Source organism: Shewanella sp. HL-SH8 (assembly GCF_051165765.1).
In the GTDB taxonomy this organism is placed as follows: domain Bacteria; phylum Pseudomonadota; class Gammaproteobacteria; order Enterobacterales; family Shewanellaceae; genus Shewanella; species Shewanella glacialimarina.
Window position 1 is genome coordinate 2,272,696 of record NZ_CP195039.1, and the last position, 12,378, is coordinate 2,285,073.

General features: G+C 40.3%; 9 protein-coding genes. 8 read left to right on the plus strand and 1 reads right to left on the minus strand.

Annotated elements, in window-relative coordinates; translation table 11 throughout:
- Positions 1-15: 15 nt before the first annotated feature.
- A complete protein-coding gene (locus tag ACRWQN_RS10060; protein WP_434937540.1) occupies positions 16-1,230 on the plus strand; it encodes an RsmB/NOP family class I SAM-dependent RNA methyltransferase in 1,215 nt (404 codons plus the stop codon).
- A gap of 142 nt (positions 1,231-1,372) precedes the next feature.
- A complete protein-coding gene (locus ACRWQN_RS10065; RefSeq protein ID WP_434937542.1) occupies positions 1,373-3,616 on the plus strand; it encodes a sensor domain-containing phosphodiesterase in 2,244 nt (747 codons plus the stop codon).
- 160 nt (positions 3,617-3,776) lie between these two features.
- On the opposite strand, the gene ald is transcribed toward ACRWQN_RS10065, so the two are convergent.
- Positions 3,777-4,892 carry an alanine dehydrogenase gene (gene ald / locus ACRWQN_RS10070; RefSeq protein ID WP_434929840.1) on the minus strand — a complete coding sequence of 372 codons (1,116 nt, stop codon included), beginning with the start codon at positions 4,890-4,892 and terminating at the stop codon, positions 3,777-3,779.
- Positions 4,893-5,074: 182 nt separating this feature from the next.
- Between ald and lrp the strand changes: the two genes are divergently transcribed.
- From lrp to serS, 6 genes are all read left to right on the plus strand, one after another.
- Positions 5,075-5,575: a leucine-responsive transcriptional regulator Lrp gene (lrp, locus tag ACRWQN_RS10075; RefSeq protein ID WP_226410050.1), complete on the plus strand. Its 501-nt coding sequence runs from the start codon at positions 5,075-5,077 to the stop codon at positions 5,573-5,575.
- Positions 5,576-5,833: 258 nt separating this feature from the next.
- Positions 5,834-8,572: a DNA translocase FtsK 4TM domain-containing protein gene (locus ACRWQN_RS10080; RefSeq protein ID WP_434937544.1), complete on the plus strand. Its 2,739-nt coding sequence runs from the start codon at positions 5,834-5,836 to the stop codon at positions 8,570-8,572.
- A gap of 20 nt (positions 8,573-8,592) precedes the next feature.
- Entirely contained in the window at positions 8,593-9,225 is a 633-nt protein-coding gene (gene lolA, locus ACRWQN_RS10085) for an outer membrane lipoprotein chaperone LolA (protein ID WP_434940637.1), read from the plus strand.
- Positions 9,226-9,285: 60 nt separating this feature from the next.
- Positions 9,286-10,563 carry a replication-associated recombination protein A gene (locus tag ACRWQN_RS10090; RefSeq protein ID WP_434940638.1) on the plus strand — a complete coding sequence of 426 codons (1,278 nt, stop codon included), beginning with the start codon at positions 9,286-9,288 and terminating at the stop codon, positions 10,561-10,563.
- A complete protein-coding gene (gene crcB / locus ACRWQN_RS10095; protein WP_226410047.1) occupies positions 10,556-10,930 on the plus strand; it encodes a fluoride efflux transporter CrcB in 375 nt (124 codons plus the stop codon). The genes ACRWQN_RS10090 and crcB overlap by 8 nt, the downstream gene beginning before the upstream one ends.
- An 18-nt stretch (positions 10,931-10,948) precedes the next feature.
- A complete protein-coding gene (serS, locus tag ACRWQN_RS10100; RefSeq protein WP_434937546.1) occupies positions 10,949-12,235 on the plus strand; it encodes a serine--tRNA ligase in 1,287 nt (428 codons plus the stop codon).
- The last annotated feature ends 143 nt before the right edge of the window (positions 12,236-12,378 follow it).

Genomic DNA, 12,378 nt, shown 5'->3' on the forward strand with positions numbered 1-12,378 from the left:
TAAATTGAGAGTGTTATGCTGACTTATTCTTTATCTGGCAGTTCTTCTGAGCTGGTGTTAAATGTGTTAACCATGGTGTTAAACCAGGGCAAGCCATTAGATCGTGCCTATTCACATAACTTCTCTGGCTTACAGCTTGAACCTGCTGAGCAGGCGCGGATTACTGTGGTAACCGGTGATATATTACGCCGCTTGAATTTGTACTGTTTTATTGTTGATATTGAACAGGATGAATTTGAACGTTTAGGATCTAAATTACTCAATGGTTGGCATTTCTTTCATGACTTAGCCTTGCCTAAAATGCAATATTCATTGCAAGTTGATGAAGCTGCATTAAGAGAAAAGATTGAATTAGCTAAGACGATACCTACCTTATGGGATGGTTGCCCAGAATGGTTAGATATTTTGGGTAGTGAGCAATTAGGTGATAAATGGCCCGCTGAACGCGCGGCATTAATGCAAGCGCCTAAGCGTTATATTCGAGTGAATACCTTAAAGTGCGATCGTGAAACCCTGATGGACAAACTCACTAAAGAAGGTGTTGAAACTCAAATAGTTGAATCTGTCGATAGCGCCCTTGAAGTCACATCTAATTCTGCCTTATTTAGAACAGATTGCTTTCAAAAAGGGTTATTTGAGCAACAGGACGCTGGCTCGCAATTAGTTGCCGCAGCTGTAGATGCTAAACCTGGGATGCGGGTAGTAGATGCGTGTGCTGGTGCTGGCGGTAAAACATTACATATAGCAGCACAAATGCAAGGTAAAGGACGTTTACTCGCAATGGATATTGAGCAGTGGAAACTTGATAACCTAAAAACCCGTGCTAAAAGAGCGGGTGCGCATAATGTTGAAACCCGCATTATTGCCAGCTCTAAAACCATTAAACGGTTAAAGCTGACAGCAGATCGGGTATTACTTGATGTACCTTGTTCAGGGCTTGGGGTGTTAAAACGTAACCCAGATTCAAAATGGCGTGATACCGCTGAGCGTTTACCGATATTAATTGAGCTGCAAAAGCAAATTATTGACAGCTACAGCCGTATGGTCAAAGTCGGCGGTATGTTGGTTTATGCGACATGCTCAATTATGCCGGATGAAAACCGCAATCAAGTTAATCGTTTTCTAGCAGACAATCCTCATTTTAGTTTAATTGATGATGAATCTATTTTGGTTTCAGAGCATGGTTTTGATGGTTTTTATATCGCCAGAATGAGCCGAAATGCAGAATAGTGTTAGGTGAAAATGTAAAATTCTTTTACTAAAAAACAATAATTTCGAAACAAATGTTGATCATATTTAATATAATGCATACCCTTGATTGGGTACTTATGTTGAGTGTTTTAACTTGTAATTATTGTCTGTTTGGAGTTGCATGGATTTAGGTCAACCAGATACCAACCTTGTGTCCGAGTTATTATTAACCGCACAATACAAGTCCAGTATTGAACGCTATAGCACTATTCTTAACATGGTGCTTGAAGGCGTTTCATTGGGTGAGATTTTACACTCCTTAGTGTTGTTAATCGAAGCTCAAAAAGTGGGTACCCGGGCATCAGTCTTATTACTCAGTGATGATGGGAAAAGATTATTATCCGGTGCAGCGCCTAACCTTCCAAGCGAATATAATGATGCCATCAATGGTGTAGCAATTGGCCCTAACGTGGGTTCATGTGGTACCGCGGCACATTTGCAGCAAAGAGTAATAGTCGAAGATATTGAAACTGATCCTAATTGGATTGATTATAAATCTCTACCTCTTGAAGCGGGGTTAAGGGCATGCTGGTCCGAACCTATTTTTGATACTGACAATCGAATACTCGGTACATTTGCCATGTATTACGACACGATAAAATCACCCACTGAGCAAGATTTACATTTAATTCAAGAAGCAGCAAGATTAGCCAGCTTAGCTATTGAGCGTAGTCGAGGATTACATTTACAACGTTTAAGCAGTAAAATTTTTGAAAATTTACCAATAGCATTAGTCATTACTAACGAGCAAAATGCGGTATTATCCGCTAATCCTAGCTTTATTAAATCAACCACACTTTATGACTGTAATAATAAAACCTTTGATATTAAGGCTTATTTGCAGTCTTCAGATCAAGACCTTATTGATGAGTTATTCACATTTATTCATCGTGGACATTCGTGGGTAGGGGAATTAAAAGGCTTAAAAACAGTTGACGATATTATCGATATTGAGCTGGTTGTTACAGTTATTCGCGATTCGTTAACCCAGCAAAATTGTTATGCCTGGATGATTACCGATATTTCCGCTAGAAAAACAGCTGAAAAATTAATCGACTTCCAAAATAATTATGATCAACTTACTGGCTTAGCGAATCGAAAATATTTATTCAAAAAATTACAAACATTAATTAATCAAAGCACAGCCGTACACGGCCAATCACAGTTCAGTTTAATGATTCTAGATTTAGATCATTTTAAGCAAATTAATGATTCCTTGGGTGCTGATAATGGTGATGAAGTTTTGTGCCGAGTAGGCAAGCGTCTGCTCGAGATTATTCCTGAAAATAGCTTGCCTTGCCGAATTGCTGCAGATGAATTTGCGATCGTGCTACCTGGAAATCAAACCATTGAAAAATTATCTGTGTTTGCTGAGCAAGTTAAAGCTGTAATAGGTAAAGAAATAGCTATTAGTAATGAACTTCTGAGCTTGAGTATTAGCAGTGGATTTGCCACATACCCCAATGATGCTTCGAGTGCAGAACTCATATTAAATTGTGCTAGCCAAGCGATGTACAATGCCAAGGCCAGTGGACGTAATTGTTATCAATTTTTTAATCAGGACATACAATTAGAAGCTGAGCGCACAGCGCAGCTGCATTTTTATTTGAAAAAAGCAATAAGCCAAAATGAATTTGAATTATATTATCAGCCGATTGTGGATCCTATTAGTGGCAAAATAATTAAGGCCGAAGCCTTACTGCGCTGGAGCCATGACGGTAAGTTCATTTCCCCAGATCTGTTTATACCTATTGCAGAACAATCAGGCTTAATTGTTGAAATAGGCGAGTGGGTTAAAACCCAAGCTGTAATGACCGCGATAGAGCTAAAAAAACGTAATCTAATCATTCCACTATCGATTAATGTCTCCACATTAGAGTTCTGGTCTGGGGATCTTCAAAAACGATTTTTACAGTATTTTGATACAGTCCTTGAAACACTAAGTATTGATGTATTTCCTTATGAGATGATTACCCTAGAAATTACTGAATCACTTATGATGAAACAGCAATCTGAAGTGTGCGAGGTTTTGTCGCTATTACGTAAAAGAGGCATACAAATTTCCATAGATGACTTCGGTACAGGCTATTCATCATTGTCATATTTAGTTAATTTCCCCGTTGACCAAATAAAAATAGATAAGTCTTTTATCCAAAAGCTTGAGACAGACTCTCGGCATAATGCTTTGGTCGAGGCTATTGTGAGCATGAGTAATGCACTTGATCTGACTGTTGTTGCCGAAGGGGTTGAAACTCAGAGCCAGTTAGACTTTGTCAATCATTTGAATATTCCCGCAGTACAGGGCTATTTTTTCTATAAGCCGATGCCTAAAGCCGATTTTCTTAATTTGATGTTATTAAACTAACCTAAAAAGTGGGTTAACTTTGGAATACCCTTCTTAAGTTGTATTCAGTAAGTTGTTATTTGGCGATGCTGATATTCAATAGTGCAACTTTAAACATCACTTTTTTATGGGCAAAAAAATACCGCTGAATAGCGGTATTTAAATTTGATGTTTAAGCTTATTAAGCAAGTAAACTCTTTGGATCGGTAAAGGTGAGTGAAAGTGCTTCAGCTACTTCTTTACAGACGATCTTTCCATGCATAACATTTAAGCCATTGAGGAAGTTTTTATCATTCAATAAAGCTTGCTTATATCCTTGGTTCGCTAACTTAATGATATAAGGCAATGTGGCATTATTTAATGCAAAAGTTGACGTGCGTGCAACAGCACCTGGCATGTTAGCGACACAGTAATGAACTACATCATCAACGATATAAGTTGGGTCTTGGTGAGTAGTTGCGTGAGAAGTTTCTACACAGCCACCTTGGTCAATAGCAACGTCAACAATGGCACTGCCAGGCTTCATACGCTTAACCATTTCTTTGGTGATAAGTTTAGGTGCTGCAGCGCCTGGCACTAATACACCGCCAATCACTAAGTCAGCTTCAAGTACATGGCGCTCAATAGCATCAGCTGTAGAGTAAATCGCTTTGACTGCTGAGCCAAATTGCACATTTAAGCGACGAAGAGCATCAATGCTGCGGTCAAGAACAACCACATCAGCACCCATACCAACAGCCATTTGTGCAGCATTAGTGCCGACCATACCGCCGCCAATAATCACAACTTTAGCTGGCTCAACACCTGGTACACCACCTAGTAACATACCACGACCACCAAGTGACTTCTCTAGTGCACGGGCACCAGCTTGTATTGACATACGACCAGCAACTTCAGACATAGGAGCAAGTAGTGGCAAGCCGCCACGGTCATCTGTAACGGTTTCGTAAGCAATACATACAGCACCACTTTTAACCAGATCTTCAGTTTGTGCTAGATCTGGTGCAAGGTGTAAATAAGTAAATAGAATTTGGTCGTGGCGTAACATGGCACGCTCAATCGCTTGTGGCTCTTTTACTTTTACGATCATGTCAGCTTTAGCAAAAATTTCGGCAGCCGTTGCTGAAATAACAGCACCTGCGTCGATGTAATCTTGATCGGTAAAGCCAATACCAACACCAGCATCAGATTGAACAAAAACATCATGACCTTTAATAGTCAACTCGCGAACACTTGAAGGAACCATGCCAACACGGTATTCGTGGTTTTTGATTTCTGTTGGAACACCAATAATCATTTTTGAGCCTCGATTAGAATTGTACTCGTAGGATAGACGAGTAATTTTATTATTAATTATTTACCCTGAACGTGCTTGTTTCAGAGAACTCTAGTATAGTACTGCTTAAGTAGTTTATCCTGCTGAAGTTTGATAATAAAAAGATACAAATGTCGTTTAAGTGTTAAATTAGAGTTTAAAATATGGCTAACAATAAAAACTATTCAATAAAAGATTTGGACCGGATTGATAGAAACATTTTGAATGAACTCCAAGTGGATGGTCGTATTTCAAATGTCGAATTGTCTAAACGTGTTGGCCTTAGCCCAACACCTTGTTTAGAACGGGTTAAGCGTCTTGAAAAGCAAGGGTATATAAACGGGTACACGGCATTAGTTAATCCACACTATTTAGGCGCATCTTTATTGGTATTTGTCGAAATCACCTTAAATCGCGATACCCCTGATATTTTTGACCGTTTTAATCGTGCTGTTCAACTACTCGATGATATTCAAGAGTGTCATTTAGTCTCCGGCGATTTTGACTATTTGCTTAAAACGCGGGTACCCGACATGTCTGCTTATCGTCGTTTACTTGGCGAAACTCTGCTAAAATTACCTTCAGTTTCTGATACACGTACATACGTGGTGATGGAAGAAGTGAAGCAAACCAATAAAGTTGCCCTAAATTTACTGGTGGATTAATCGCAATTATTGATTTCACATTAACATGGCGTACTACATTAGTGAGTCAAAAAAAGAAACTGCGACAGAATTAGTCGTTGAATCGGCTAATTCTGTTTATTATTCATCCATTCTTAATCATTCCTTAATTCAAGCGATTAAATCCTATTCACATTCAATTGAGCTTATGGTGTACTCAGTGCATAATCACTGATAACACAGACTAATTCTGTTATATTCTGTACTATTAATCTCTCTCATTTTTTATGGATGATTCCTTTGACTCAGGGAAACAATTTAAAAACACTCAGTGGACTGCAGCGACTGCTTGAAGGCGGTTTAATTCTTTGCTGTATGGTCGCCACCTACATTTTGTTGGCGTTATCTAGCTTTAGCCCTAATGATCCGGGTTGGAGCCAATCGCATTTTCAAGGTGAAATACACAATTGGACCGGCGCTGTTGGCGCATGGACTGCTGATGTTTTATTTTATTTTTTTGGTTTTATCGCCTATACCATTCCGGTGATAATTGCTGCCACCGGCTGGTTCTTTTTTAACCGCTCACATCGATTGCTAGAAGTCGATTATTTTTCTGTAGGTCTTCGTATTATTGGTTTCATGTTAATGGTACTTGCGCTGGCTGCTATGGTGAGCATGAATGTCGATGATATCTATGTATTTTCTGCTGGTGGTGTAACGGGCGATGTCATCAGTCAAGCCATGTTGCCTTATTTTAGTATATTGGGTACCACGTTATTATTACTGTGTTTTATTGGTGCGGGATTTACCCTCGCAACAGGAATTAGCTGGCTAACGATTATTGAATTGCTTGGCCGTGGCGTTATTTGGTTAGCAAAGAAGATATGGCAATTACCGCAAGTGTTCAAACGTGAACGTGAAACCGAAGATACACGTGGTTTTATGTCTGTTGTAGATAAGTTTAAACAACGCCGTGACAGTGGGTTTGACGATGAGTTGTCACATTCTTTTACCGCTAATATTGATGAAAAGAAAACTGCTTCATCACGAAATATCCAAAGCTTACTTAAAGCAGATAAATCACATTCTGAATTAAAGCAAACAACTTCTAATGTATTTGATGCTGATGAGTCATCAACTGATGAAGATAGTCCAACACCAACAATAGAGAAAAAGCGCAGTATTTTTAGTCGTAAAATAAAACCTGAGCCGCTTGAGCCTAAAGTTGAGTCTGAAATAAATGAAGATGACGATGATGAACGCTTGGAACCTAAAATGTTCCAACAGGACATTAATGATTTAGACCCGTCTTTTACCTCTTGGTCTGAAGACGATGAAGTCAGACCCCCGAGTTTTTCGGCTATTGATGATTTGGATGATGATCTTGACGATGATTTAGATGAATCTAATGATGACATCGAATTTGCACCAGTACATTCTACTGGCGCGTTAGTTGCACAACAGCAACCTAAAAAAGAAGCCAAAATTGTAGATGGCATTGTGCTTATTGATGGTCAAACACTTCAACAAGCCAAAAAACCGATGACTTTATTGCCCAGTATCAGTTTATTAGATGTGCCAGATAGAAAGAAAAACCCGATTAGTGAAGAAGAATTAGAGCAAGTTGCGCGATTAGTGGAAATGAAGTTAGCCGATTTTAATATTATCGCTAACGTTGTAGGTGTGTATCCTGGCCCTGTTGTGACACGTTTTGAACTCGAACTTGCACCGGGAGTGAAGGCCTCAAAAATCACTAATTTGTCAAAAGATTTAGCGCGCTCATTATTGTCAGAAAATGTCCGTGTTGTGGAAGTTATTCCAGGTAAAGCCTATGTCGGTATAGAGTTACCTAACAAGTTCCGTGAAACTGTGTACATGCGCGATGTATTAGACAGCGATGCTTTTAGAGACAGTAAATCAACCTTATCTATGGTGCTCGGCCAGGATATTTCCGGCGAGCCTGTCATTGTCGATTTAGGTAAGATGCCACACCTATTGGTAGCGGGTACCACAGGCTCGGGTAAATCAGTAGGCGTAAACGTGATGATCACCAGCTTATTGTATAAGTCTGGTCCTGATGACGTGCGCTTTATTATGATCGACCCTAAGATGCTTGAATTGTCAGTATATGAAGGCATCCCACACTTACTGTGTGAAGTGGTAACCGATATGAAAGAAGCCGCCAATGCACTGCGTTGGTGTGTGGGCGAAATGGAACGTCGTTATAAATTGATGTCGGCTTTAGGGGTGCGTAATTTAAAAGGTTACAACATAAAAATTAAAGAAGCCGCAGCCAGAGGGGAATATATTCCGGACCCACTTTGGAAGCAGTCTGAAAGCATGTTAGATGAAGCACCGCCATTAGACAAATTACCTGCAATTGTCGTTGTGGTAGATGAGTTTGCTGACATGATTATGATAGTGGGTAAAAAAGTGGAAGAGCTTATTGCTCGTATCGCCCAGAAAGCCCGAGCTGCAGGTATTCATCTTATTTTGGCCACCCAGCGCCCATCGGTAGATGTTATTACTGGTTTGATTAAAGCTAATATACCGACTCGAATCGCATTCCAGGTATCGTCTCGAATAGACTCAAGAACCATTTTAGATCAACAGGGTGCCGAAACGTTATTAGGTATGGGCGATATGTTGTATTTACCACCAGGTACTAGCGTGCCAAACCGTGTTCATGGTGCTTTTATTGATGACCATGAAGTTCATAAAGTGGTTGCAGATTGGTGTGAACGCGGTAAGCCTCAATATGTTCAAGAAATTTTGAATGGTATCTCAGATGGAGAACAAGTGCTGTTACCTGGTGAGACCGGTGACTCAGATGATGAGTTAGATGCACTTTATGATGATGCGGTTGCGTTTGTCACAGAAACTCGACGAGGCTCTATTTCAAGTGTGCAACGTAAATTCAAAATTGGTTATAACCGAGCAGCACGAATTATTGAATCAATGGAAGCGCAAGGGATTGTTAGCTCACAAGGGCATAACGGAAATCGTGAAGTTTTGGCGCCACCGCCACCAAGAAATTAGTAGGAATTTTTATGCTATTTATGCGTACGACCATGATTTCAATGACAGTAATGGCTTTATTAAGCAGCCACAGTGTAATGGCTGACGATGCCAATTCATTGCGAGCCAAGCTCACTAATATTGACAACTTACATGCTAAGTTTGAGCAAAAAGTAACGGATGTAAATCAAAAGCTTATTCAGTCAGGTAGCGGAATATTTGCTTTGTCGTACCCGAATAAATTTTACTGGCACTTAACTGAACCTGATGAATCATTGATTGTAGCCGATGGTCTTAGTGTATGGGTATATAACCCATTTGCAGAGGAAGTCACTGTGATGGATGTATCACAAGCGGTCGATGCTTCTCCTATAGCGCTGTTAGTTCATCGTGATGAAGCAACATGGTCGCAATATAATGTCACCAAAACGGCTGGCAAAGCTGAGTGTTTTGATATTTCCCCTAAAGAAGCCCGTGGTAATGTTGTGGCGGTAGCTGTGTGTTTTAAAGGTAAGCAACTGTCGGCGTTTGATTTAACAGATGAGCAAGGCAATTTAAGTCAGTTTATGCTGACAGAGCAACGTCCTGTTTCGCCATCTGAAAAAACGTTATTTAAGTTTGCCATTCCTGAAAATGTTGATATTGACGATCAACGTTTAAAGCAGATCCAATAACTGAAGGTGGCAAATCTCGGTTTTGATTTCGCGCCTGATTTTCGCCCACTTGCGGCAAGAATGCGGCCGCGTGAAATTAGCGAATACATAGGCCAAAAACATCTATTAGGTGAAGGGCAACCCTTACGTAAAGCCTTAGAGGCAAATCGTGCCCATTCTATGTTGTTGTGGGGGCCACCTGGGACCGGTAAAACCACCTTAGCCGAAATTATTGCCCATTATGCCAATGCTCACGTTGAGCGTATTTCTGCGGTAACATCAGGTGTAAAAGACATCCGTGCTGCTATTGAACAAGCTAAAGCGATCGCCCAAAGCCGTGGACAACGCACCTTATTGTTTGTTGATGAAGTACATCGATTTAATAAAAGTCAGCAGGATGCATTTTTACCTTTTATTGAAGATGGTACGGTGATTTTTATTGGCGCAACCACTGAAAACCCCTCTTTTGAAATCAATAATGCTTTATTATCTCGTGCGCGTGTTTATCTCATTAATCGGTTAACTGATGATGAAATTATCCAAATAGCGCAACAAGCATTAATGGATAATGAGCGCGGTTTGGGTAAAAGACAACTTGAATTGCCTAGTTTAGTCGCTAAGTCATTGGCGCAAATATGTGATGGCGATGCCCGAAAAGCGCTAAATTTAATCGAGTTAATGAGCGATCTGGTAATCGATAAAGGTCAATTCAGCCTTGATATGCTTACTCAAGTAGCCGGTCATCAAGTTGCAGGTTATGACAAAAATGGCGATCAGTTTTACGATTTAATCTCAGCGGTTCATAAATCGGTTCGTGGCTCCGCCCCTGATGCCGCTTTATACTGGTTCTGCCGTATTCTAGAGGGTGGCGGTGATCCTTTGTATGTTGCTAGGCGATTATTAGCTATTGCATCTGAAGATATTGGTAATGCCGACCCGATGGCAATGACAGTTGCGTTAAATGCCTGGGATTGCTTTCTTCGCTTAGGACCTGCTGAAGGTGAGCGTGCTATAGCCCAAGCGGTACTTTATTTAGCCAGCGCGCCAAAAAGTAATGCTGTTTACACCGCATTTAAACAGGCCAGAGAGCTTGCAAAACAAACTGGGCATGAACCTGTACCCAACCATTTACGTAATGCTCCTACCAAATTAATGAAAGATATTGGCTATGGTCAAGAATACCGCTACGCCCATGATGAACCTGACGCATTTGCTGCGGGAGAGAATTATTTCCCAGAATCTTTACTCGACAGTCATTTTTATCAACCAACAGACCGTGGTTTTGAAAAGCGTATACAAGATAAATTAGCCAACCTTGAGCAACGTAATCGCCAAAGTGAGCACAAACGCTATGACTAATATTCTATTTGTTGCGTTAGGTGGGTCAATAGGTGCTGTTTTACGTTATCTTATTTCAATTTTTATGATCCAAGTATTTGGAAGCAGTTTTCCTTTTGGTACACTGTTGGTCAATGTATTAGGATCGTTTCTAATGGGGATAGTTTATGCCTTAGGGCAACTGAGCCATTTAAGCCCTGAAGTAAAGTCACTGGTTGGTGTTGGCTTACTTGGGGCATTAACTACCTTTTCTACTTTCTCCAATGAAACCTTATTGCTGATGCAGCAGGGTTTATGGTTTAAAAGTATGCTTAATGTGTTGCTGAATGTATCACTGTGTTTATTCATGGTGTATTTAGGTCAGCAGCTGATTTTTTCACGCGTTTAACTAAAAAGAACTAACAACATGCTAGATCCAAAATTTTTGCGTAACGAACTAGAAGTCACAGCTGAGCGTTTAGCTGCCCGAGGTTTTACTTTGGATGTAAAACACTTATCCACATTAGAAGACAAGCGCAAAACGCTACAAGTCGAAACAGAAGAGTTACAAGCTTCTCGTAACGCGATTTCTAAGTCGATAGGCCAAGCAAAAGCTCGTGGTGAAGATACCAGTTCGATCATGGCGCAAGTAGGTGATTTAGGTGCCCAGTTAGATGCTAAAAAAACCGAATTAACCGCGTTATTGCAAGAGTTAAACTTAATTGCAATGAGCTTACCTAACTTACCTGACGATGCTGTTCCACAAGGTGCAGATGAAAACGACAACGTAGAAGTGAGACGTTGGGGCACACCTAAATCGTTTGATTTTGAAGTTAAAGATCACCTTGATTTAGGCGAAGCACTCCAAGGTCTAGATTTTAAAAATGCGGTCAAAATTACCGGTTCGCGCTTTATTGTGATGAAAGGTCAAATCGCGCGTTTAAATCGTGCTCTTGGTCAATTCATGCTTGATACCCATACTAGTAAACATGGTTATACCGAAGCCTATGTGCCGTTATTAGTCAATGAAGATAGCTTACTGGGCACAGGTCAGTTGCCTAAGTTTGGTGAAGACTTATTCCACACCAAGCCTGCAACTGAAGAAGCACAAAGCTTATCTTTGATCCCAACAGCCGAAGTCCCTCTAACTAACTTGGTGCGTGACACGATTGTTGATGAAGCCGAATTGCCGATAAAAATGACGGCCTTAACAGCATGTTTCAGAAGTGAAGCAGGCTCATACGGTCGTGATACTCGAGGTTTAATTCGTCAGCACCAATTTGATAAAGTTGAATTAGTGCAAATTGTTCACCCAGACCATTCAATGGCCGCATTAGATGAGTTAACTAAACATGCTGAAAGCATTTTAGAAGCGCTCGAACTACCTTACCGTACAGTTATATTGTGTACTGGTGACATGGGCTTTGGCGCAAGTAAAACATTCGACATTGAAGTCTGGTTACCTGCCCAAAATACTTACCGTGAAATATCTTCTTGTTCAAACATGAAGGACTTCCAAGCGCGTCGCATGCAGGCTAGATATCGTAATAAAGTGGATAATAAACCTGCTTTATTACATACATTAAATGGATCGGGCTTAGCGGTTGGACGTACTTTAGTGGCAGTATTAGAAAACTATCAAAATGCAGATGGTACTATTACAGTGCCTGCAGTATTGCGTCCATATATGGGTGGTTTAGCCGTTATTGGTTAACAGATACAATTAATCCTCAGTAATCATTAATGAGATGGTTATTGAGGGTAAGTGCTTGGGAAAGTACGACTATGGCGCCTAGGCGTAATGATAATAATAAAAGTAGAATCTACTCGTTAGTGATGTTGTTCTTCGGTGCGTTA

Coding starts and splice junctions, on each gene's coding strand:
- ACRWQN_RS10060 (WP_434937540.1), top strand. CDS start 16: ATGCTGACTTATTCTTTATCTGGCAGTTCTTCTGAGCTGGTGTTAAAT.
- ACRWQN_RS10065 (WP_434937542.1), top strand. CDS start 1,373: ATGGATTTAGGTCAACCAGATACCAACCTTGTGTCCGAGTTATTATTA.
- ald (WP_434929840.1), bottom strand. CDS start 4,892: ATGATTATTGGTGTTCCAACAGAAATCAAAAACCACGAATACCGTGTT.
- lrp (WP_226410050.1), top strand. CDS start 5,075: ATGGCTAACAATAAAAACTATTCAATAAAAGATTTGGACCGGATTGAT.
- lolA (WP_434940637.1), top strand. CDS start 8,593: ATGCGTACGACCATGATTTCAATGACAGTAATGGCTTTATTAAGCAGC.
- ACRWQN_RS10090 (WP_434940638.1), top strand. CDS start 9,286: ATGCGGCCGCGTGAAATTAGCGAATACATAGGCCAAAAACATCTATTA.
- crcB (WP_226410047.1), top strand. CDS start 10,556: ATGACTAATATTCTATTTGTTGCGTTAGGTGGGTCAATAGGTGCTGTT.
- serS (WP_434937546.1), top strand. CDS start 10,949: ATGCTAGATCCAAAATTTTTGCGTAACGAACTAGAAGTCACAGCTGAG.